Consider the following 22,835-nt stretch of genomic DNA (forward strand, 5'->3'; position numbering starts at 1 on the left):
ACGGGCGCCACAGGATGTGGCGCCCACCTTTGCAAGGGCGTCAGATGTTTACTGCCAAAAGCACCAGTGTCGGAAATGGAATGAGTAACCACAAGATCAAGATTCGCCGCAAGAACGTCGAGAAGATCCTGCTCGCGGCCGAGCAGGTTTTTGCCGAACAAGGTTACGCTGGCACCTCGATGATCGATATCGCCAAGCGCGCCGACCTGCCGCGCTCCAACCTGCATTACTACTTCACCACCAAGGACGAGTTGTACCGGGAAGTGCTGGTCAACCTGCTGGGCGACTGGGAACGCGAAGGTGCCTGTTTCAGCCATTTCGATGACCCACGGGTGGTGCTGACCAGCTACGTGCGGGAAAAGATGACCCACTCGCGCACCCGCCCCCATGGCTCCAAGCTCTGGGCCAACGAGATCATGCACGGTGCGCCGCTGTTTCGCGACATCATCGAGGAACACCTGTTGGCCGGTGCCAAGCTCAAGGAAGACAAGATCCGCCAGTGGGTGGAGGAAAAGCGCATCAGCCCGATCGCGCCCTTCGCCCTACTGTACATGATCTGGGCATCGACCCAGCACTATGCCGACTTCGATTACCAGGTGCGGGCATTGAACGGGCACGAACCGCTCAGCGACCAGCAGTTCGAGCAGGCGGTGCAGACGATTACCGCAGTGGTGTTACGGGGGATCGGGCTGGAGCCCTGATTTCGATTGCTGGGAAACTGGGGCCGCTACGCGGCCCATCGCGAGCTGTGCTCGCTCCTACCAGGGGGCGGCGCAAGATCCGCCCGGTAGGAGCGAGCAAAGCTCGCGAAGGGCTACTCGCTCAGCAAGCCTGGGCTTCGGCGCGGCGTGGTGCCGGGGCCTCATGGCGCATCGACTGCTGCCAGTTCAACTGGGCCTGCACCTGGGCCGCAGCGTCCATCACCTTCTGCGCCCAGGCCTGGTCCTCAGGGTCTACCACTACCACGCGGAAACCATGGTCGTCGCCCTCGATGCCAACACCTTCGGAATCATCCACGTGCAGGTCGATGTCGAATGCCGGTGGGTACTTCGACGGGGCATTTTCAAGCCCGTGGGCCGACACCACATGGTGGTGACGGTCGCTGTTGACCACGCCATCCACATGAATGCCGTAGAGCATCAGCCAACGCCGAATGTAGGACGGCGTGCGCCCCGACGAGGTGTAGATCCAGATGCTGCAGCCCTGGCGGCGCAGCTCGCGGATCAGCGAGCGAGTACCGATGCGCAGCGGTTCACCCAACCAGCGATGAATGCATTCCGGCAGCTTGCTGTGCTCGGCGGGGCTGTGGTGCGGCAGGCAGGCGAGCGTGTCGTCGACATCGAACGAAATGCGCACTTGCGGGCGCCGGGCCTTGCGCCCAATGCCCTGCCACGTTCTGCGCCCGTGCCCGGGCATCGATGAACCGGCCATCAGTGGCCTCCCCGATGAACAGGCAGCGCCGTGCAACCCAGGAAGAACTGATCGGGCTCAGGCGCCTTCGCTTCGAGAAAGGCCGCGTATTTTTTCTTGATCTTGGGCAATTCGTACAATGCCTTGACACCGTGTTTGGCGGAGTTGCGTATGACCGAGGAGGGGTTGAAATAACCCTCGGCGTTGTCCAGCGTCAGCACGAATGGCGGCAACCCGGCGCGCATCAGCAGGTAGCTGACGATGAGCGAGCCCGTGCGGTTGTTGCCTTCGATGAACAGCTGTGGCTTGCTGAGGATCCGTACATACACACCCGCCGCGCGCTTCCAGATCGAGTCGCTGCGGTACGAGCAGTACCAGTTGTACAGGTCCTTGATGCCACCTTCCACGTTGTTGAAAAAGTGCGCCTCGGTCGCTGCAAGGTGCTGGGCGAATTCGCGCCGGCGGGCCGGGTCGCTGCCGCACAGTACCGTGGCGTTGATCTCCAGCATCAGGTTCAGCTGCTGCAGGTCGAACAAGTCAACGCCCCGTGCGACATAGTCGTCAATCAGCGCGTAGCCTTCAACCACATTGTGCAGCACCTCGTCGGTAAACGGGTCACGCGGTTCGGTGAAATGCCGGCTCAGCTCGGCAAAACGGCCCTGCACCTCGCGCAGTGCGCGTTCTATCGCTGGCAGGTCAAGTCGACGCGTGGCACGCATTGGAAATCCTGAGTAACACTTTCGATGGAAGGTAAAGCAGCCAGGCGCTCGCACCTTTTCGGTGCAAGCGCCCGGCTGCCTCGCGCCTGCCGTGCAATCAGCTGAACTTGCCGCTGATGTAGTCACTGGTCAGTTGTTCGCGCGGGTTCTGGAAAATCTGCGTGGTCGGGCCCATTTCCACCAGGTAGCCGGTACGGGTGCCCTGGGAAATATCGACCGAGAAGAACGCCGTGGTATCGGCCACGCGAATCGCCTGCTGCATGTTGTGGGTCACCAGGGCGATGGTGTAGTCCTTTTTCAGCTCGACCATCAGCTCTTCTACCCGACGGGTGGCGATCGGGTCCAGCGCCGAGCACGGCTCATCGAGCAGCAGCACTTCCGGCTCGGTGGCGATGGCACGGGCAATGCACAGGCGCTGCTGCTGGCCACCGGAGAGGGCCAGGCCGCTGACCTTGAGCTTGTCCTTGACCTCGTCCCACAGGGCGGCGCCCTGCAGCGCGTGCTTCACGCGGTCACCCAGGTCGCCCTTGTAGCGGTTCAGGCGCAGGCCGAAGGCCACGTTGTCGAAGATGCTCATGGAGAACGGGTTGGGCTGCTGGAACACCATGCCGATGTAGCGGCGCACCACGACCGGGTCCACGCCCTTGCCGTAGACATCCTGGCCGAGGAAGTGCACGTGGCCTTCGAAGCGGAAGCCCTTCACCAGGTCGTTCATGCGGTTCAGGCTGCGCAGCACGGTACTCTTGCCACAGCCGGAAGGGCCGATGAAGCCGGTGATCTCGTTCTTGCGGATCGGCACATGGCTGTCACGCACGGCCATGAAGTTGCCATAGAAGATCTTGTCGAGCTTGCAGTCCATGACTACGGGTGTCTGATCGACCATGGGAGCGACTCGCTGCGCAGTGGATACGTTCAAGTTGGATGCTCCCTTTCTCAATACTTGGGTTTGCCGAATACACGGCTAAGAATGTTGACGACCAGCACGATCATGACCAGCACCAGCGAGGCCGCCCAGGCGAGCTCCAGCTGGTTGTCGAACGGCATGCCGGAGAAGTTGTAGATCAGCACCGCCAGCGACGCCGTCGGGTTCATCACCGCCAGGCTACCTTCGTGGTAGATCCAGTAGTTGCTGAACAGCGCGGTGAACAGCAGGGGCGCGGTTTCGCCAGCGGCGCGGGCCACGGCCAGCATGACGCCGGTGAGGATGGCCGGCATGCCGGTTGGCAGCACGATCTTCCAGACCACCTGGGCGCGGGTGCAACCCATGCCGTAGGCCGCGTCCTTCATGATCTTGGGCACCATCTTCATGGCTTCCTCGGCGGTCAGCACGACGATCGGCAGCATCAGCACGGCCAGTGCCACACCGCCTGCCGGGGCCGAGTAGGTGCCGGTGGTCATCACCACCAGGGCGTAGGCGAACACACCGGCCAGGATCGACGGCAGGCCCGTGAGCATCTTGGCAGCGAAGCGCGAGGCATTGGCCAGCTTGCTCTCCGGGCCGAGCTCGGCGAGGAACACGGCGGCCAGGATACCGACCGGCACCGCGATGGCGGCGGCGATGCCCACCATCACGAAGGTACCGGCCATGGCATTGCCGAAGCCGCCGCCCATTTCGAAACCGGTCGGTGGCAGCTCGGTGAACACTTCCAGGCTCAGGCGTGCGCCGCCACGGGTGATCAGCATGTACAGCACGGAAATCAGCGGCACGCTGGCCAGCAAGGCGACGCACCAGACCATGGTGGTCAGCATGACGCTGCGCAGGGCGCGGCCTTCGAAGCGGCGCTGCAGGCTCGGCAGCGGGTTCGCTGGGGCTGTGATGTCAGTCATTATTTGTTACCCCGCTGGGCGTAAAGCATGATCAGCGATCCGAACACGTTCACCAGCAAGGTGATGAACATCAGGACCAGTGCGGCGTACATCAGCACTTCGATCTCGTTCGGGCCGGCTTCCGGGAAGTTCAGCGCCAGCAGCGCTGCCAGGGTGTTGGCCGGGGCGAACAGGGACAGGGAAATGGTGTTGGCGTTACCCACCAGCATGGCCAGGGCCATGGTTTCGCCCAGTGCCCGGCCAAGGCCCAGTACCAGGGAGCCGAAGATACCGGTGGCCGCGGACGGCACCATGACCTTGAGGATGGCTTCCCAGTGGGTGGTGCCCATGCCGTAGGCGGCCTGTTTGGTTTTCATCGGCACGCTGGTCAGGGCGTCCTGGGACACGGCGGCAATGGTCGGCAGGATCATGATCGCCAGTACCAAAGCTGCCGGCAGCAGGCCGGGGCCGCTGAGGGAAGTGCCGAAGAACGGGATCCAGCCCAGTTCGCTGTTCAACCAGGCGGTCAACGGGCGAATGGCCGGGATTACCACATAGATACCCCACAGGCCGTAGACGACGCTGGGGATGGCGGCCAGCAACTCGACGATGGTGCGAAACACCGCGGCAAGCCGGGCCGGCAGGAAATCCTGGGTGAGGAAGATGGCCATGCTGACGCCGAAGAAACCAGCAATCAACAGGGCGATAAGCGCGCTGTACAGGGTGCCCCAGATAGCCGGCAGAATGCCGTATTTGCCCTGGTTGACGTCCCACACGCTGCCGAACAGTACGTCCAGCCCGTGTTTTTCCATACCTGGAAATGCCTTGCGTCCTACTTCATATACCAGCGCGAAGACCAGCGCCAGCACCAGCACCACACCGATTCGGGCAAGCGCACGGAAGGTGCGATCTACCAGAAAATCCTTCGTGGACGGTGGCCTGCACGCGGAATCGGGGTTATCCGGTATGGCAAAAGGTGTGTTCATGGGCTAATTCCGGGACAGAGGACAAACACCCCCGGCATGGCCGTGAATCCATGCCGGGAGCGCCTGGGGTGTTACTTGATGTTTTCCGACGCTTTGCGCACTTGCTCGACAACCGAAGGCGGCAGCGGGATGTAGCCCATCGAGTCGGCGATCTTCTGACCTTTGGTCAGGCCGTACTCGACCATTTCACGCATGGCCTTGGCTTTTTCCGGGTTGCCGTTGTCCTTGCGGAAGATCATCCAGGTGTAGGAAGTGATCGGGTAGGACTTGGCACCTTCCGGGTCCGGCAGGGTGGCGACCAGGTTTTCTGGCATTTTCACCGCAGCCAGGGCTTCAGCACCGCTCTCGGCGTTAGGCACGACGTAGTGGCCAGCCTTGTTTTCCAGCTCGGCGAAGTCGACCTTGGCCAGTTTGGCGAAGCCGTACTCGATGTAGCCGATGGCGCCCGGGGTCTGGCGCACGGTGGCGGTCACGCCATCGTTCTTCGGCGACTTGATGAACTTGTCGGTGGCCGGCCAGTTGACGGTGTTGCCTTCACCCAGCTCTTGCTTGAAGTTGGCGTTGATGGCCGACAGGTGCTTGGTGAACACGGCGTTGGTGCCGCTGGAGTCGGCACGCACGACCACGGTGATCGGCAGCTCAGGCAGCTTCAGGCCTGGGTTGGCCTTGACGATCTGTGGGTCGTTCCACTTGGTGATCTTGCCCAGGAAGATGTTGGAGTAAACATCGCGTGGCAGCTTCAGGCCTTTCGGGTTACCCGGCAGGTTGTAGGCCAGGACAATTTCACCGGCGGTCATTGGCAGCAGCTGGACGCCTTCGGCGACCTTGGCGATGTCTGCTTCGCTCATGGCCGAGTCGCTGGCGGCGAAGTCGACGGTCTTGTTCAGGAAGTCCTGAACACCAGCGCCGCTCCCTTTGGACTGGTAGTCAACGGTGACGCCAGCAGTGTTCTTGCTGAAGTCCTTGAACCAGGTCAGGTAGATCGGGGCTGGGAAGCTTGCGCCGGAACCGGTCAGGCGAACGTTCTCTGCAGCGAAGGAACCCGAGGCACAAAGCGAAACGGCAACGGCGAGTGCAGCAGACTTCATCAGGCGAATCATCGAAAAGCGCTCCTTGTGATGGCCGGCACACTTTGCATCAGCTGTGTTACAGCTTTGTGACTGTTGAGTGGCAAAGCATTCGTTCGTGCCCTCTAGGGCGGGGCGCAGAGGCAGATGGATAGCGTTCTCAGGCACGCACGACGCTGGGGCGGCCATGGCCTGGCCGCCCGAAAAGGTGGGAAATCTTTATAAAGCAGGGGCTTGCCCTGCCGGGCTCAGCCGCTCCCGGTCATCTCCTGCGCGGGCGCGTCGCGGCAGCAGTTGCGGCTCGCACAGTAGAAATCGGCTTCGGCCCGGGTTGGGAAGCTCAGGCTCAGGCGCACCTTGTCCTGCGTGTCGTAGAGGTCGTAGCCCTCCCCCAGTATGGCGGGAAAGCCTGGGCGCCGGGGCAGGATTTCTTTGGTCAGGGGCACAGCGGGAACCACTACAAAGCGAGTCTGCATGATCATCCCTCTTTCAGCAGTGCTTAAGTATTAGTCCCACTATGTGAAAGCATCAAGTTGGCTCATGCAAAACTGCGTTTGCGCCTGCCCCCTGCGCCCAGGCAGGTGACGGCAAAGGCGATCACCAGCGCAGCGCTGCCCAGCAGGAAGATCAACTGCGGGTTGGAGCCCTGCACCAACAGGGCAATCAAGGCCGGCGTCACCGCTGCCGCGCCCATCAGGGTGATGCTGACCAGCGGGGTGAGCTTGCCGGTGGGGTCGTTGGTGGTAATCAGCGCCATGTAGTACGACAGCGACAGCACCCAACCGAAGTTGATCAGCAACAGGGCAACGAACAGTTGCATCGGCGTGCGGGTGTGGCCAGTGAGCATGGCAATGGAGACGAACACTGCCAGCAGCCCCACGGCAATCATCAGCTGGCGGTTGACCCGTGCGCCCAGCAGGCTCGGCAGCCCGGCCCCGGGCAAGCCGCCGATGGCCGACAGGCCGAAGGCCCAGCCGATGTCGACACCGCCAATGCCCTGGTCGCGGGCCAACTGGTCGATGAAGCCCCACACGCAATAGATGGCGATCTGCATGAACAGCATGCCCACCAGCGCACTGCGCCCGGTACGCGCCGAACCGCCCTGGGCTGGCGAGCCCTCGCCCAGGGCAAGCGCGGCTGCCGGGCGGCGCGGCAGTACCAGGCTGGCGGCGCAGATCAGCACGTACCACAAGGCGAATGCACTGAGCGCCGTTACCGTGCCGCTTTGCGCGGCCAGCAGCGGCAGCGCGGCGGAGAACAGCGAATACTCCGGGGTTTGCAGTAACAGCATGAGCCCGAACGAGCGGTCCTGGTTGGGCAGCCGGCCCAGGGTCGACACCGCGTAGGCATACACCAGCCCCGCGCAGGTGCCGGCTGCCAGGCGCACCACCAGCAACAGCGTGCTGGTGCTGGCCAACGCCGTGGCCAGGCTCAGGGCCACGCACAGCAGCCCGACCACCAGGCACAGGCTGCGCCCACCGTGGCGCTTCATCAGCGGTGGGCACAGCAAGGTGCCCAGGGTCATGCCGATCATCTCGACCGACACCACCCAGCCCTGCTGGTCGAGCGACAGGTTCAGCTGTTCGCTGACCAGGCCCATGAAAATCGGTTGTACACCACAGACGATGAAGGCGGTACAGGCGATGAAGATCAGCGCGGCACGCAGCCGCTTGGAATCGTTGAGCATGGGCAGGCCCCCCAAGGTTGTTCTTATTGTTGGTGTGGCCAATCCTGGGGCGTGGGCGCAGGCTTGCACAGTTAAGAATCGAACTCCCTGGCAGTGGGCTTTTTAATGGGTATTGGCGGCCCGGGTAGGAGCGAGCGGAGCTCGCGATGGGGCGCGCAGCGGCCCCAGGGTTTCAGACTCGCAGCTCATCATGCCGGGGCTGCTTTGCAGCCCATCGCGAGCTGCGCTCGCTCCTACACGGCGCCCGTGCTGGAAACACGTAGTGCGCGTGCATCCACAAACGCACTGCCGTCGATCCGGATAATTAATTGGAGGCAGCCCGCGATCCTCCCTACCGTAGCGGCCTAACGACCCTACACAGGCCCTGTCATGAACGACCGTGAGTTCATCAATGCCATCGACGCCGATGGCCTGCCCCTCAACATCGCCGTCAACAGCGGGCGCATCACCCATATCGGCGCCCAGCGCGCCAACCAGCCGGCCCGTGAAACCATCGACCTGGAAGGCCTGCTGGCCCTGCCAGGCTTCGTCGACGGCCACATTCACCTGGACAAGAGCTTCGTCGGCGACCGCTGGCGCCCGCACCAGCCCGTGGCCAGCCTGCGCGAGCGCCTGGCGGTGGAAAAGCGCGAACTGGCCAGTGCCCCGCCCATCGTCGAGCGCGCCGACGCGCTGATCCGCCAGGCTGCATCGTTTGGCACCATGGCCATGCGCTGCCATGTGGACGTGGACGCCACCACCGGCCTGACCCACCTGCAAGCCCTGTTGCAGGTGCGGGAAAAATGGCAAGACCTGATCGACATCGAACTGGTGGCCTTCCCCCAGGCCGGTGTGGTCACCTGCCCCGGCACCGCCCAGGTCATGGAAGCGGCCGTGCGTGAAGGCGTGCAAGTGGTGGGCGGTATCGACCCAACGACCCTGGACGGTGACGCCGAAGCCCAGTTGGACATCGTCTTCGGCATTGCCGAGCGCCATGGCGTGAAGGTCGATATCCACCTGCACGAGCCCGGCGATATCTGCATTGCCCAGCTTCAGCGCATTGCCGCGCGCACCGAGGCGCTGGGCATGCAGGGCCTGGTAGCGGTCAGCCACGCCTATGGCCTGGGCGATGTGGCCGACAGCGTGGTCGACCGCACGGCGCAGGTTCTGGCCAAGGCCGGTGTGTCGATCATGACCAACGCCCCAGGCGAGCACGCCTTCCCACCCGTGCTGCGCCTGCGCGCCGGTGGCGTGCGGGTGTTCACCGGCAACGACAATATCCAGGACGCCTGGTGGCCCTACGGCAACGGCGACATGCTGCAGCGGGCCATGCTGGTCAGCTACCGCTCGGGTTTCAACACTGACGAAGAACTGCGCGTGGCACTGGACATGGCCACGGTGGCCAGCGCTGGCGTGATGGGCAAGCAGGGCTATGGCCTGCAGGTCGGCAACGAGGCGAGCTTCGTGCTGTTCAGGGCAGCGAACGCGGCCGCCGCCGTGGCGGCCGCGCTGCACGAGCGGGTGATCGTGCGCCACGGCGCATTCTGGGGTGGCCCGCCACGGTTGCAGCTGCAGGCTGCACAGTTCAACGAAGCCGCGCCGCGCTGACGAGCTACGCCACCTCGGCCTTGAGAATGCCGATCAGTATCTCGGCCAGTTCCTGGACCAGCGGATCGGCCGTGGGGCGGTGAAAAATCGCCGCCTCGAACACCTTGATGGGCTTGAACCCCTCCTCCACCCCCAGCACCCGATGCCCAGGCGTCACCACCCGCGACGGCAGCAGGCTGACGCCCAGGCCGTTGGCCACGGCTTCCTGAATACCGGCCAGGCTCGAACTGGTAAAGCCGATGCGCCAACTACGCCCCATGGCCTCGACGGCGCTGATCATGTCATCGCGGTACAGGCCCCGGGGCGGAAAGGTCACCAGCGGGATTGGCTCCTGGGCGAAACAGGGGTATTGGGCGCTGTCGATCCACTCGATGCGCTCTGGCTGGCAGGCGTTGGCTTCGCGGCTGTGGCGGCGCTGCTTGACCAGCACCAGGTCCAGCTCGCCACGGTCATAGGCGTTCATCAGGTCACGGCTCAGGCCACCGGTGATTTCCAGCTTGACTGCGGGGTTGCGCCGGTTGAAGGCAGCCAGTGCCTGCATGGTCTTGCCGGCGACGAAATCGTCCGGCAGGCCGATGCGCACGGTGACCGTCACCCCGCCCGACATGGCTTCGCTCAACTGGTTGCTCACCGCCAGCAGGTGCCGGGCAAAGCCCAGCAGGGTTTCGCCGGCGTCGGTTGGGTGCACTTCGCGGTTGCTGCGGTCGAGCAACTGGTGGCCGACCATTTCCTCCAGCCGGCGCACCTTCTGGCTGACCGTGGACTGGGTGGAGTGCAAACGGGCGGCAGCGGTGGTGAAACTGCCGCAGTCGGCCACCATCACCACGGCGCGGAGCATGTCCAGGTCATAGATGGCGCGGTTGGGTTTGGCGTTCTCGGGCATGGCGGGGTTCGGCTTTACGGTCAGGGGCTAGGTGCATGATGCCAGAAGGCGAGCCCGCAGGGGATTTGCACGGGTGCACGCAGGTGCCGCCGCTTCGCACGCGCCGACGGCGTTTGCGCAGGCCCCGGTCGTGGCCAGCATTGCAGGGCAATCCGGTCTACATTTGCACAGCAGCGAAAACTGGCGCACCCCTGCGCCCGGCGCGCACAAGGAAGGTATCAGGATGATCCGTGTCAACAAGGAGGCCCGCCCGGGCCGTATCCGCCTCGCCGGCTTGGTGTCGGCATCATTGACCTTGTCAATGCTCAGCCCCTCGGCAGCACTGGCCCTTGCCCTCAGCGAGGAGCGCATCCCCGAGGTCGGCAACCCGGTCGAACTCACCGGTGAACGCACCCATTACCGCGTCCAGGCAACCCCTGGCCTGGCCCAACCCGGCGTTCAGCAAGAGGCCAAGACAACCCAGCCCTACATCGACGTGGTTGGCAACGAAACCGAAATTGACCTGAAACTCACCTTCTCCGACCCGGACAAAACCCTGGTGCGCAACGCCATGTCGGGCCGCCTGGACCACCTGCAGGTGCGCACCTACAACGGCGAACTGCTGCCCCCAACCTTGCGGGTTCACCCCGGCGACACGGTGCGCATGAACGTGGACAACCAGCTGGACTGCGCCCAGGCCAAATTCCCCAAGCACTGCCAACACGACAACCCGGTGCTGAACGTCACCAACCTGCACAGCCACGGCCTCTGGGTGTCGCCAGCCGGCAACAGCGACAACGTGCTGCTGAGCATCAAGCCCGGGGTCAAGTTCCAGTACGAATACAACCTGCCCCTCGATCACCCCTCCGGCCTTTACTGGTACCACCCGCACACCCACGGTTCCACCGCCATCCAGGTGTCCGGTGGCATGGGCGGTGCGCTGATCATCGAAGGCAACCGTGTGCCGACCCTGGACAAGCCCGGCGACCTCGACACCCTGCTCAAGACCGCAGACGGTGAAAAACTGCCAGAGCGGGTGGTGGTGCTGCAGCAGATCCAGTACGCCTGCCGCGACAAGGCGGGCAAGATCAAGAAAACCACCATCGGCGAGGGCAAGGACCAGCAAGTGATCGGCTGGGCCTGCGACGAAGGGGATATCGGGGTTATCAACGAGCTCGAAGACCTGTCGCCTGGCAGTTGGGACCAGTCCAACCGCTACACCACCCTCAACGGCAAGGTACAACCGCGCTTCGACGATGCCGTGGCCGGGCAGGTGGAGCGCTGGCGCGTGGTGCATGCCGGTATTCGCGACACGGTCGACCTGCAGTTCTACAAGGTCAAGGCAGACGCTGCGCCCTTCCCCGACAAGCCCGGCGCCGAGTCCCTGTGGATTCAGGAAAACTGCGAGGGGCTGAACGATCAGGTCAAGGATGAACCCAGCGCCGCGCAAGTGCAGTGGCAGTACGCCGCTGACGGGCTGACCCAGACGCACCTGACCCCCATTCGCAGCAACGTGCTGCAGCCGGGCTACCGCAGCGAATTCCTCACCGTGTTCCCCACCGCCGGGCAGTACTGCGTGATCGACAAGAAAACCATCTCGGCCGCCTCGATCAACGCTGACAAGCCAAACCTGCAGACGCCCAGCGCGTTGCTGGGCTTCGTCGAGGTCAAGGCAGGCGCCGCCGATGAAGGCCAGGACAGCAAGGCGATCATCCGCCAAACCCTGGTGGCGGCGGCCAAGCGCCTGCCCGAGGACATCGCCGGCGCCGTGGTCAGCGACCTGCAGCAGGACGACATTGCGCTCAGCCATTTCGTCAAGCACAAGCCGGTTGCCGACGATGAACTGCTCCCAGAGCGCCAGCACCTGGCCTTTGCCATCGGCGTCGATGCCAAGAACCCGAAAAAGAACACCTACATGATCGACGGCAAGTCTTTCGGCGACCAGACCATGCCCGCCCGTAACCTCAAACTGGGCACGGCGGAAGAATGGGTGCTGGAGGCGCACAATGAAATCCCAGGCTCGCCGGCCCTGATAAACCACCCGTTCCACATTCACGTCAACCCGTTCATGGTCAGCCGCATCTGCAAAACCGTCAGTGACGCCGACTCCGAGCAGGACAAGGCCCTGGCCGCCTCGAACGACGGCTGCCTGGATGTCACCAACCCCGCCTACCCCCGCGAGCAGCGCCTGAAATGGGAAAAGGGCGACACGCAGTACGTCGACCTCAAGGGGGTGTGGAAAGACACGCTGTTCGTCAAGCAGGGCTACAAGGTGTACACCCGCACGCGCTACGAGCGTTATATCGGCGGCTACGTGCTGCATTGCCACATCCTCGACCACGAGGACAACGGCATGATGCAGCGGGTCAATGTTTACCTTGCAGGGGATTCGGCAGACCCGGCCGTTGCTAAGGAAGGTGGGCACGCGGGCCATTGATGATTTGCGGCCCATCGCAGGCAAGCCTGCTCCTACAGAGGTCTGCGTTGTACCTGTAGGAGCAGGCTTGCCTGCGATGGGCTGCAGAGCAGCCCCACCTCACATCTCGACCTGGGTACCCAGTTCGATCACCCGGTTCAGCGGTAGCTGGAAGTACTTGAGGTTGCTGTTGGCGTTCTTCAGCAGGAAGGCAAACAGGTGCTCGCGCCAGCGGGCCATGCCTTTCTGCTTGCCGGCAATCACCGTTTCGCGGCTGAGGAAGTAGGTGGTGCGCATCGGCCCGAAGGCCAGCTGCGCATGGGTGCAGCGGCTCAATGCCAGGGGCACGTTGGGTTCTTCCATGAAACCGAAGTGCAGGGTCACCCGGTAGAAACCGTCGCCAAAATCCTCGACCTCGAAGCGCTTGCCGGCAGCGACCCGCGGCTCGTCCTCGAACACTACCGTCAGCAACACCACCTGCTCATGCAGCACCTGGTTGTGCAGCAGGTTATGCAGCAGCGCATGGGGCACCGCCTCGGGGCGCGCCGAGAGGAACACCGCCGTGCCGCTCACCCGGTACGGCGGCTGCGCCTGCAGGCTGGCGATGAACAGCTCCAGCGGCAGCGAATGCTCGTCCAGGCGCTCGACGATAATCGTGCGCCCGCGCTTCCAGGTGGTCATCAGCACGAACAGCGCCACCCCGGCGATCACCGGAAAGGCGCCCCCCTGGAGAATCTTCGGCGCGTTGGCAGCAAAGAACAGGCTGTCTACCAGCAGGAACGCCAACAGCATCGGCAGTGCCAGCCAGCGCGGCGCCTTCCACAACAACAGCACCACCGCCGAGGCCAGCAAGGTGGTGATCAGCATGGTGCCGGTAACCGCCACGCCATAGGCCGCCGCCAATGCCCCGGACGACTCGAAGCCGATCACCAGCAGCACCACCCCCACCATCAACGCCCAGTTCACCATGCCAACGTAAATCTGCCCCTGCTCCTCGCTGGAGGTGTGCTGGATGAACATGCGCGGCACATAGCCCAGCTGAATGGCCTGGCGGGTCATGGAGAATGCCCCGGAGATCACTGCCTGGGAGGCGATGATGGTGGCCAGCGTGGCCAGCCCGATCATCGGCAGCAAGGCCCAGTCCGGCGCCAGCAGGTAGAAGGGGTTGCGCACCGCGTCCGGGTTGCCGAGGATCAGCGCGCCCTGGCCAAAGTAATTCAGCACCAGCCCTGGCAGCACCAGCAGGAACCAGGCCCGGGCAATCGGCTTGCGGCCGAAGTGGCCCATGTCGGCGTACAGCGCCTCGGCGCCGGTCAGCGCCAGTACCACCGCCCCCAGGATGGCGACGCCCATGCCCGGGTGCAGCACGAAGAACTTCACCGCCCACGCCGGGTTGAGCGCCTGCAGCACCTCGGGCCGCTGGACGATGCCGTGGATGCCCAGCACGCCGAGCACCACGAACCACAGCACCATGATCGGCCCGAACAAAATGCCGATGCGCGCGGTGCCATGCTTCTGGATCAGGAACAGCGCCACCAGCAACAGCACCGACAACGGCACCACCCAGTGGTCGATGCCGTCGAAGGCCAGTTGCAGCCCCTCCACGGCCGAGAGCACCGACACCGCCGGGGTAATCATGCTGTCACCGTAGAACAGCGCGGCGCCGAACAGGCCAAGCAGCACCAGCACCCGGCCCAGGCGCTTGTACGGCGCGGCGGCCCGGTGTGCCAGTGCCGTCAGGGCCATGATGCCGCCCTCGCCCTGGTTGTCGGCGCGCAGGATGAACAGCACGTACTTGAGCGACACCACCCACAGCAGCGACCAGAACACCAGCGACAGCACCCCGAGCACGCCGGCGCTGTTGGCCTGAACGCCGTAGTGCCCGGCGAACACTTCCTTGAGGGTGTACAACGGGCTGGTGCCGATATCGCCATACACCACGCCAACGGCAGCGACGAGCAGGCCGGCGGCAGAGGATTTATGGGCTTGGGGCGGGTGTGTTGCGGTGACGGACTGGCTCACGCGATGGGTTTCCTGGGTTGTGCGCGGTCAGTATCGCGCCAGGCCTTGGAACCCGTCGTAAAGAGTGCGTAAAAGTTTTCAAGGCCGCGGCGCCCGGTGCCGCTGGGCCCATCAGAACTCCATCACCATTTCATGCCAGGCCATCCCACCATGCTCGGACGGCGACGGCTGCACATACCGGTACCCCATGTTGCGGTACAGCGCCACATGCTGCTCCTTGCACATCAGGTGAATGCTCTGCTTGCCCTGCCCCTTCATGCGCGCCACGAACTCGTCCATCAGCCGTTTGGCATAGCCCTTGCCCTGGTGCGCGGTATCCACCACCACCGACATGATCACCACATTGGGCGCCACCGGGTCGTGGCCGACCAGCTCCTTGAACGCCTCATCCGACATCACCACCTCGTGGGCGCAACCGCTGTTGATGAAACCCACAATGCCGCCGGGCCCTTCAAGCAGCAGGAAACCCTGCGGATACTGGGCGATGCGGGTACGGATCTTTTCCAGCGTGGCGGCCTCATCGCCCTCGTAGGCGCCGATCTCGATCGCATAGCAGCGCTCGGCATCCTGGGCGACGGGCTGGCGAAAATGCAGGTTGCTCATGGGGCAGGCTCCAAAAGGAAAAGAAGGCAAGCGCCATGATAAATGCCCCCGCCACGGCCGACAAACGCCGCAAGCTTGCCGATAGATGGCAAAATCGGCTTCACCTGCCTTTTTCGGAGACCACCATGTTTCGTGCCTTTGAACGCTGGCTCGACCCCTTCCCGCCCGACGAGGCCCCGCCACCGCCCATGGGCCTGCTGCGCTTCCTCTGGGCCTGCACCCGGGGTGCCCGCGGCTACATCCTGGCACTGGCGGTGTTCAGTGCCGGGGTGTCGATCTACGAGGCCTGGCTGTTCGCCTTCCTGGGCCAGGTCGTCGACCTGTTGGGCAGCTGGCAGGCTGGTGCCGGCGTGGGCGAGCAGGAACGCCAGGTGCTTTGGGGCATCGGCCTGGTGCTGGTGGCCAGCGTGGTGCTGGTGGCCCTGCGCACCCTGGTGCAGCACCAGGTGCTGGCAATCAACCTGCCGCTGCGCCTGCGCTGGGACTTCCACCGGCTGATGCTGCGCCAGAGCCTGTCGTTCTTTTCCGACGAGTTCTCTGGCCGGGTCACCACCAAGGTGATGCAGACGGCCCTGGCCGTGCGTGAGGTGCTGTTCACCCTGATCGAAATCGCACCAGGCATCGGCGTGTACTTCGTGGCAATCATCGCCCTGGCCGGGGGCTTCGCGCTGAAGCTGATGCTGCCGTTCCTGGCCTGGATCGTACTGTTCGGGCTGGCCCTGGTGTACTTCGTGCCGCGCCTGGGCAAGGTCGGCCAGGAACAGGCCCATGCGCGCTCGTCGATGACCGGGCGGGTATCGGATGCCTACACCAACATCACCACGGTCAAGCTGTTCTCCCACTCCAGGCGCGAGGCCCAGTTCGCCCGTGCGGCAATGGAGGACTTCAAGCAAACCGGCTTTCGCCAGATGCGCCTGGTGAGCCAGTTCGAGATCGTCAACCAGGCCCTGGTGGCGGCCCTTATCATGGGCGCTGGCGGCTACGCGCTGTGGCTGTGGCACCAGGGTGACGTGGGCACCGGTGCAGTGGCGGCGATCACGGCCATGGCGCTGCGCATCAATGGCATGTCGCACTGGATCATGTGGCAGATGACCTCGCTGTTCGAGAACATCGGCACCGTGCAGGACGGCATGGCCACCCTGACCCAGGGGCCGAAGGTGCAGGATGCCGCCAACGCCGGCGTGCTCAAGACCCACGGCGGCGCGGTGACCTTCGACAACGTGAGCTTCAACTACAACGGTGAACGCCAGGTGCTCGACGGCCTGAGCCTGCACATCCGCGCTGGCGAGAAGGTTGGCCTGGTGGGCCGCTCGGGTGCGGGCAAGTCGACGCTGATCAACCTCCTGCTGCGCTTCTACGACGTTGACCAGGGGGAAATCCGCATCGACGGGCAGAACGTCGCCAAGGTGACCCAGGACAGCCTGCGCAGCGCCATCGGCATGGTGACCCAGGACACCTCGCTGCTGCACCGCTCGATCCGCGACAACATTGCCTATGGCCGCCCGGAGGCGACCGAGGCGCAGATCCAGCGGGCGGCGGCCAATGCCCAGGCCGATGGTTTCATTCGCCAGTTGAGCGACCGCCAGGGCCACAGTGGCTACGACACCCTGGTGGGCGAGCGCGGCATCAAGCTGTCCGGCGGCCAGCGCCAACGCATCGCCATTGCCCGGGTGATGCTCAAGAACGCGCCGATCCTGCTGCTCGACGAAGCCACCAGTGCGCTCGACTCGGAAGTCGAGGTGGCTATCCAGGAAAGCCTCGACAACATGATGCAAGGCAAGACCGTGATCGCCATTGCCCACCGGCTGTCGACCATCGCCGCCATGGACCGGCTGATCGTGATGGACGAGGGGCGCATCATCGAGCAGGGCACCCACAGCGAGCTGCTGGAAAAGAACGGCACCTATGCACGGCTGTGGCAGCACCAGAGCGGTGGTTTCCTCGGCGAAGACCAGGGGCTTGCCCAAGCCCTGGAATGATGCCCCCTTGTAGGAGCGGGCTCGCCCCGCGAAGCAGGCGACGCGGTGCCTGGCACCGGCTTCGCCGGTGTTCGCGGGTCAAGCCCGCTCCTACACAAATAGGATTCAAATCATTAAAGATTCGCCATCAGCCAGCACCTGCGACATCACCTCGGCCAGCGCCTTGACCATCACATCCGCCGTCGGCTTGTGCACGATGACGATCTCGTAGCTATCGACCTCCGGCAGCCCCTGCGCCTGCCCCAACACCCGGTGCTCGCCAGTGGCCGCGCGCGGCGGCAGCAGGCTGATGCCCATGCCGTCGGCCACCGCCGCCTGGATGCCACTGAGGCTGGAACTGGTGAAACTGATGCGCCAGCGCCGGCCCATGCCTTCGATGGCGCTGATCATGTCTTCACGGTACAACCCACGCGGCGGGAAGGTCACCAGGGGAATCGGGTCGAGCTCGAAGGCCGGCAAGCGGGCGCTGTCGATCCACTGCAGGCGCTCGGGCCAGCAGGCCACGCCCTCGCGGCTGTTACGCCGCTGCTTGAGCAGCACCAGGTCCAGCTCGCCATTGTCGTAGCCCTGGCTGAGGTCGCGGCACAGGCCACTGGTGACCTCCAGCTTGACCTGCGGGTGCAGGCGGCTGAACGCCGACAGCGCGTTGGTGGTGCGGCCACCGACGAAATCCTCGGGCACGCCCAGGCGCACGGTAACGCCGACCATGGCCCCGGCCAAGGCTTCGAGCATCTGGTCGTTCAGCGCCAGCATATGGCGGGCATAGCCGAGCAAGGTCTGCCCGGCGTCGGTGGGCAGCACGTCGCGGTTGCCGCGCACCAGCAGGCGGTGGCCAACCATGTCTTCAAGGCGGCGCACTTTCTGGCTGATGGTCGATTGGGTGGAGTGCAGGCGCGCGGCCGCCGTGGTGAAACTGCCGCAATCGGCCACCACGACAATGGCGCGCAGCAGGTCGAGGTCGAACAGGGCCCTATTCGATTTAACGCTGATGGACATCTTGGTATTCAACTGCCAAATGACAAGCCTGAGTTCTACCACGCCCCTGCAGCACGCGCTAGTCGCCCAGCGCCACGCCTTCGCGGCGCGGGTCGGCGCCGCCGGCCCAGCCGTGTGCCGTGCGCTGGATGATCTGCATGCCGCTGGTCATGGTCATCGGCGTAACCTCGTGGCCCCAGGCTGCCAGCTGGCGGATCAGCGCCGGGCTGGCCAGCCCAGCCTCCACTTCGGTGCCGCCGTTACGGCTGCCGAAGTTGGGCAGGTTGCTGGCCTGCTGCGGGTCCAGTTGCCAGTCCAGCAGGCCAACCAGAGCCTTGTTCACGTACTCGATGATTTGCGAGCCACCCGGCGAGCCCAGGCTCGCCAGCAGCTCGCCGGTGCTGCGCGAAAACACCAGGGTCGGTGCCATGGCCGACAGCGGGCGCTTGCCAGGCGCCACCCGGTTGGCCACCGGCTGGCCGTTCTCCGATGGCACGAATGAGAAGTCAGTGAGCTGGTTGTTGAGCATGAAGCCGCCGACCATCACGTGCGAACCGAAGGCCGACTCCACCGAGGTGGTCATGGCCAGGGCCTGTCCGCGCTCGTCCACCGCCGACAGGTGCGAGGTGGAGATGCGCAGCGGCGAGCGGTCAGGTGCCATGGCCAGGTTGGCGCCCTGGGGCGTGCCTGGGCGGGCGTGCTTCATGCTGTGCGCCCCCACCTGCGCGGCACGCTCGGCAAGGTAGCCTGGGGCGATCAATGCCTTGACCGGCACCGGCACGTAGTCGCTGTCGGCCAGGTACTGGGCACGGTCGGCATAGGCCAGCCGCTCGGCCTCGGCCAGCAGGTGCACGGCCAGCGGCGCCGGTTCCAGCCCCGCCACGGTGTTCACCTTGCGCGGCACCAGGCGCGCCAGATCGTACTGCGCCGAGCGGCGTTGCAGGGCATCGAGGATGCCCAGGGTCTGCAGCACGGCCACCCCGCCCGACGAGGGCGGCGGCATGCCGCAAATGGTCCAGGCCTTGTAGGGGCCGCAGACGGGCGAGCGCTCCCGGGCCTGGTAGTGTTGCAGGTCGTGCAGCGACAAATAGCCGGCATTGGCGTGGTTGCGCACTGCGGCCACCATCGCCTCGGCGACCTCGCCGCCATAGAAGGCATCGATGCCCTCTTCTGCAATGCGCTCGAAGGTGCGCGCCAGCGCGGGGTTGCGCAGGCGCGTGCCAACGGCCAGCGGCCTGCCCTGCTCATCCAGGAAGTAGCGCGCCATCGCCGGCGAGCGGGCGATGTCCGCATCGCCTGCCACCAGCGCGTGCAGGCGCTCGGACACCGGAAACCCCTCACGGGCCAGGGCGATGGCCGGGGCGAACAAGTCCCGCCACGCCAGCTTGCCATGCTGGTCATGGGCCAGTTTCAACGCCCGCAACACACCCGGCACGCCCACCGAGCGCCCGCCGATTTGCGCTGCGCGGAACGCCATCGGCGTGCCGTCGGCTTGCAGGAACAGCCGTTCGGTCACCCCAGAGGGCGCGGCTTCACGGCCGTCATAGGCCTGCAGGCGCTGGCCATCCCAGTACAGGATGAAACCGCCACCGCCAATACCGCTGGACTGGGGCTCGACCAGGGTCAGTACCATCTGCATGGCGATGGCGGCATCGATGGCGCTGCCACCTGCGCGCAGCATCGCCCGCCCCGCCTCGCTGGCAAGCGGGTTGGCGGCGGCGACCATGTGCCGGCTGGCGTAGGTGGGTTCAAGGCCGCTGCGGTAGCCGGAGGCAAGCTCCGGTGGCGTGGGCAGCACTGGCTGGTCGGCCCAGGCCAGGTGGGTGGCAGCCAGGCACAGCGCGCCGAGCAGGAGGGAGGGGGACGAGGGCATGGGCTTGCATCCTTTTGGGCCGCAATGGGGTCGAGCGCCTGCGGCACATCGCCCAGGCCCGGCACGCCCCGGTAGGCGCGAGCACAGCTCGCGATGCGCCGCAGGCGCTCGATGTTACAGGCACAGCCCCCCGAGCGCCCGCCTCCTACACCACCTCTTCGTAAGGCAACCCCACATAATTCTCGGCAATGTTCACCAAGCCTGCTGGCGACGACAGGAAATACTCGCGGTCTGCCTCCTGCATCTTCTGGTCCCAGGCATCCTTATGCGCGCCGAAATCATGCAGCAGCTGGGTCATGAACCAACTGAAGCGCTCGCCTTTCCACACCCGGCGCAGGGCCAGGGGTGAGTAGTGCGCCAACAAGTCGGTACGCCCCTCGTGGTACACCTTGAGCAGGATCCGGTACAGGTAGTTGACGTCCGACGCCGCCAGGTTCAGCCCCTTGGCTCCGGTGGGCGGCACGATGTGCGCGGCATCGCCCACCAGGAACAGGTGGCCGTACTGCATCGGTTCCACCACCAGGCTGCGCAGCGGCGCGATGCTCTTTTCCAGCGCAGGGCCAGTCACCAAGCGCTGCGCCACGTCCTCGGGCAGGCGCGCTTTTAGCTCGTTCCAGAAGCGCTCGTCGGGCCAGTCTTCCACCTGCTCACCCAGCGGCACCTGCAGGTAGTAGCGGCTGCGCGTCTGCGAACGCTGGCTGCACAGCGAGAACCCGCGTTCGTGGTGGGCGTAGATCAGCTCATGGTTGACTGGCGGGGTATCGGACAACATGCCCAGCCAGCCGAACGGGTACACCCGCTCGTACTCCTTGAGCACGCCTTCGGGAATGCTCTTGCGCGATACGCCGTGGAAACCATCGCAGCCTGCGATGTAGTCGCAGTCCAGGCGCTGGACCTGGCCGTCCTTCTCGAAGGTCACGTAGGGCCGCTCGCCCTTGAGCTCATGGAGCTGCACGTTGCTGGCGCAATAGATGATCGACGCGCCGCTGGCCTCGCGGGCCTGCATCAGGTCGCGGGTGACTTCGGTCTGGCCGTAGACCATGACCGTCTTGCCGCCGGTCAGGGCTTTGAGGTCCAGGCGCTGGCGGCGCCCGCCTACCAACAGCTCGACGCCTTCATGTACCAGGCCTTCGCGGTCCATGCGCTCGCCCACGCCGGCCTCGCGCAGCAGGTCGACGGTGCCCTGTTCAAGCACCCCGGCGCGGATGCGCCCGAGCACATAATCGGGGGACTGGCGTTCGAGGACGACCGTGTCGATGCCAGCCTTGTGCAGCAGTTGGCCGAGCAGCAGGCCAGACGGACCTGCGCCGATGATTGCAACCTGAGTGTTCATTGTTCTTGTCTCTGTTTTTGGGGTTAGCCCTTGCATTTTTACTGGCAATAACGGCCAATTAACTGTGCTATCCCATACAAAAACTGCACTTTTACAAAAAACGTTCGATTAACGGACAGGTGTTCACGGCATGAAATCCACCCTCCCCGGCATCCCGCTGTTCCAGTTGTACGGCGAAAACCAGCACTGGCCCGGCACCGACTTGCTGCACTGCGAATCGATCCCGGCGCGCAGCCGCCTGCACCACTGGGAGATCAAGCCGCACCAGCATGCCGAGTTGTTCCAGCTGTTGTACGTGCAACGTGGCCAGGCCCAGGTGGAGGTCGAAGGGGTGCGCAGCACCATCACCGAAGCGGCGATTCAGGTAGTGCCGCCCTTGACCGTGCATGGCTTTCGTTTCAGCGCCGACATCCAGGGCCATGTGCTGACCTTTGGCCCGGCCCTGGTGGCAGAGCTGGAGCACCGCCTGGGGGCACCGCTGGGGGTGTTGGCGAAGGCGGCGTGCTACCCGCTGGGCAAGGACCGTTTACACCTGCGGGGCCTGATCGACACCCTGCAGCAGGAATACCAGGGCAGCGCGCCGGGGCGGGCGCCGCTGCTCGAAGCGTTGGTGACGGCGCTGATGGTGTGGATCAACCGCCGGCAACAGCTGGGGCAAACCCCACGCAACCGGGACGAACGCGATCGCCAGCTGCTGGGGCGCTACCTGCGGCTGGTGGAGGCGCACTACCGCGAGCACCTGTCGGTGGAGGATTTTGCCACGCGCCTGAATATTCCCAGCCTGCAGCTCAACCAGCTGTGCCGGGCCCTGAGCGGGCAAAGCGCGCTGCAGGTGATTCACCAGCGCTTGCTGCTGGAGGCGCGGCGCAGCCTGGTGTACACGCGCATGAGCATCGGCCAGTTGTCGGACAGCCTGGGTTTTAGCGACCCGACCTACTTTGCTCGGTTCTTCAAGCGGTTGAGTGGGCAGACGCCCAATGCCTACCGGCGGTCGGTGCAGCCTGAGTGAGGCGTGGAACCGCCGCGAACACCGGCCAGGTCCAATATCCAGGCCGCCGCCTCGGTAGGAGCGAGCGTAGCTCGCGATGGGGCGCGCAGCGGCCCCAGGGTTTCAGCTTCACGGCTCATCGTGCTGGGGCTGCTTTGCAGCCCATCGCGAGCTGCGCTCGCTCCTACAGGGGATTTGCGGTGCGGGTGCCGGCAATGGTCCCTGCGCGGAGGCCTGCTGATCAGGCCCCCATCTCCAGGCCGCCGCCGCCTCGGTAGGAGCGAGCGTAGCTCGCGATGGGGCGCGCAGCGGCCCCAGGGTTTCAGCTTCACGGCTCATCGTGCTGGGGCTGCGTTGCAGCCCATCGCGAGCTGCGCTCGCTCCTACAGGGGATTTGAACTGCGCCCCAGATGTTGGACACCCGTCCATCACCTGGGGTTTTTCATGAGCAAGTATCCAACACCTTTCAAGCGGTCAGCCATCCAAGCCTTCCTCGATCGAGGCTATGGCTTCCGCCATGTT

Annotated in this window: 19 protein-coding genes; 5 read left to right on the forward strand and 14 right to left on the reverse strand. The window is 64.6% G+C overall.

The genetic code is table 11. The features are described 5' to 3' along the window. The first annotated feature begins 80 nt into the window (after window positions 1-80). Window positions 81-701, forward strand: coding sequence for a TetR/AcrR family transcriptional regulator (locus tag F3J45_RS23835; protein WP_167068867.1), 621 nt, complete (start codon window positions 81-83; stop codon window positions 699-701). 121 nt (window positions 702-822) lie between these two features. Here F3J45_RS23835 and F3J45_RS23840 read toward each other — a convergent pair whose 3' ends face one another. From F3J45_RS23840 to F3J45_RS23875, 8 genes are all read right to left on the reverse strand, one after another. Beyond that, window positions 823-1,431, reverse strand: a complete 609-nt coding sequence (locus tag F3J45_RS23840; protein ID WP_167068870.1) for a hypothetical protein — start codon at window positions 1,429-1,431, stop codon at window positions 823-825. Next, window positions 1,431-2,129, reverse strand: a complete 699-nt coding sequence (locus F3J45_RS23845; RefSeq protein ID WP_167068873.1) for a hypothetical protein — start codon at window positions 2,127-2,129, stop codon at window positions 1,431-1,433. The genes F3J45_RS23840 and F3J45_RS23845 overlap by 1 nt, the downstream gene beginning before the upstream one ends. Before the next feature lie 97 nt (window positions 2,130-2,226). Continuing rightward, window positions 2,227-3,012: a phosphate ABC transporter ATP-binding protein PstB gene (gene pstB, locus F3J45_RS23850; protein WP_205299823.1), complete on the reverse strand. Its 786-nt coding sequence runs from the start codon at window positions 3,010-3,012 to the stop codon at window positions 2,227-2,229. Between the two features lie 50 nt (window positions 3,013-3,062). Next, a complete protein-coding gene (pstA, locus tag F3J45_RS23855; RefSeq protein ID WP_167068879.1) occupies window positions 3,063-3,956 on the reverse strand; it encodes a phosphate ABC transporter permease PstA in 894 nt (297 codons plus the stop codon). Then, complete coding sequence (gene pstC, locus F3J45_RS23860; protein ID WP_167068882.1) at window positions 3,956-4,921, reverse strand: phosphate ABC transporter permease subunit PstC; 966 nt, start codon at window positions 4,919-4,921, stop codon at window positions 3,956-3,958. The genes pstA and pstC overlap by 1 nt, the downstream gene beginning before the upstream one ends. A gap of 71 nt (window positions 4,922-4,992) precedes the next feature. Further along, window positions 4,993-6,021, reverse strand: a complete 1,029-nt coding sequence (gene pstS / locus F3J45_RS23865; RefSeq protein WP_167068885.1) for a phosphate ABC transporter substrate-binding protein PstS — start codon at window positions 6,019-6,021, stop codon at window positions 4,993-4,995. A 215-nt stretch (window positions 6,022-6,236) separates the two neighbouring features. Then, a complete protein-coding gene (locus F3J45_RS23870; RefSeq protein WP_205300660.1) occupies window positions 6,237-6,464 on the reverse strand; it encodes a hypothetical protein in 228 nt (75 codons plus the stop codon). A 62-nt stretch (window positions 6,465-6,526) separates the two neighbouring features. Then, on the reverse strand, window positions 6,527-7,675 hold the full coding sequence (locus tag F3J45_RS23875) for an MFS transporter (RefSeq protein ID WP_167068891.1): 1,149 nt from the start codon (window positions 7,673-7,675) through the stop codon (window positions 6,527-6,529). 369 nt (window positions 7,676-8,044) lie between these two features. Here F3J45_RS23875 and F3J45_RS23880 point away from each other — a divergent pair, with 369 nt between their 5' ends. Continuing rightward, window positions 8,045-9,262 carry an amidohydrolase family protein gene (locus F3J45_RS23880; protein WP_167068894.1) on the forward strand — a complete coding sequence of 406 codons (1,218 nt, stop codon included), beginning with the start codon at window positions 8,045-8,047 and terminating at the stop codon, window positions 9,260-9,262. A gap of 4 nt (window positions 9,263-9,266) precedes the next feature. Here the strand turns inward: F3J45_RS23880 and F3J45_RS23885 are convergent, their stop codons facing one another. Further along, a complete protein-coding gene (locus F3J45_RS23885; protein WP_167068897.1) occupies window positions 9,267-10,145 on the reverse strand; it encodes a LysR substrate-binding domain-containing protein in 879 nt (292 codons plus the stop codon). A 223-nt stretch (window positions 10,146-10,368) separates the two neighbouring features. Between F3J45_RS23885 and F3J45_RS23890 the strand changes: the two genes are divergently transcribed. Beyond that, window positions 10,369-12,561 (forward strand): multicopper oxidase family protein, encoded by a 2,193-nt coding sequence (locus tag F3J45_RS23890; protein WP_167068900.1) that lies wholly within the window; start codon window positions 10,369-10,371, stop codon window positions 12,559-12,561. Window positions 12,562-12,660: 99 nt separating this feature from the next. On the opposite strand, the gene F3J45_RS23895 is transcribed toward F3J45_RS23890, so the two are convergent. Together F3J45_RS23895 and F3J45_RS23900 are read right to left on the reverse strand one after the other, a co-directional pair. Beyond that, window positions 12,661-14,562 (reverse strand): potassium transporter Kup, encoded by a 1,902-nt coding sequence (locus F3J45_RS23895; protein ID WP_167068904.1) that lies wholly within the window; start codon window positions 14,560-14,562, stop codon window positions 12,661-12,663. A gap of 111 nt (window positions 14,563-14,673) precedes the next feature. Then, entirely contained in the window at window positions 14,674-15,165 is a 492-nt protein-coding gene (locus F3J45_RS23900; RefSeq protein ID WP_167068907.1) for a GNAT family N-acetyltransferase, read from the reverse strand. 125 nt (window positions 15,166-15,290) lie between these two features. On the opposite strand from F3J45_RS23900, the gene F3J45_RS23905 reads away from it, so the two are divergent. Further along, window positions 15,291-17,144: an ABC transporter ATP-binding protein gene (locus tag F3J45_RS23905; RefSeq protein WP_167068910.1), complete on the forward strand. Its 1,854-nt coding sequence runs from the start codon at window positions 15,291-15,293 to the stop codon at window positions 17,142-17,144. Window positions 17,145-17,249: 105 nt separating this feature from the next. Here F3J45_RS23905 and F3J45_RS23910 read toward each other — a convergent pair whose 3' ends face one another. The 3 genes from F3J45_RS23910 to pobA form a co-directional block, all read right to left on the reverse strand. Further along, window positions 17,250-18,140 carry a LysR substrate-binding domain-containing protein gene (locus F3J45_RS23910; protein WP_167068913.1) on the reverse strand — a complete coding sequence of 297 codons (891 nt, stop codon included), beginning with the start codon at window positions 18,138-18,140 and terminating at the stop codon, window positions 17,250-17,252. A gap of 58 nt (window positions 18,141-18,198) precedes the next feature. Further along, window positions 18,199-19,992 carry a gamma-glutamyltransferase gene (ggt, locus tag F3J45_RS23915; protein WP_167068916.1) on the reverse strand — a complete coding sequence of 598 codons (1,794 nt, stop codon included), beginning with the start codon at window positions 19,990-19,992 and terminating at the stop codon, window positions 18,199-18,201. A gap of 145 nt (window positions 19,993-20,137) precedes the next feature. Next, window positions 20,138-21,325: a 4-hydroxybenzoate 3-monooxygenase gene (gene pobA, locus F3J45_RS23920; protein WP_167068919.1), complete on the reverse strand. Its 1,188-nt coding sequence runs from the start codon at window positions 21,323-21,325 to the stop codon at window positions 20,138-20,140. Between the two features lie 130 nt (window positions 21,326-21,455). Here pobA and F3J45_RS23925 point away from each other — a divergent pair, with 130 nt between their 5' ends. Continuing rightward, window positions 21,456-22,334 (forward strand): helix-turn-helix domain-containing protein, encoded by an 879-nt coding sequence (locus tag F3J45_RS23925; protein ID WP_167068922.1) that lies wholly within the window; start codon window positions 21,456-21,458, stop codon window positions 22,332-22,334. Window positions 22,335-22,835: the final 501 nt, after the last annotated feature.

Source organism: Pantoea sp. Ap-967 (genome assembly GCF_011752565.1).
Classification (GTDB): domain Bacteria; phylum Pseudomonadota; class Gammaproteobacteria; order Pseudomonadales; family Pseudomonadaceae; genus Aquipseudomonas.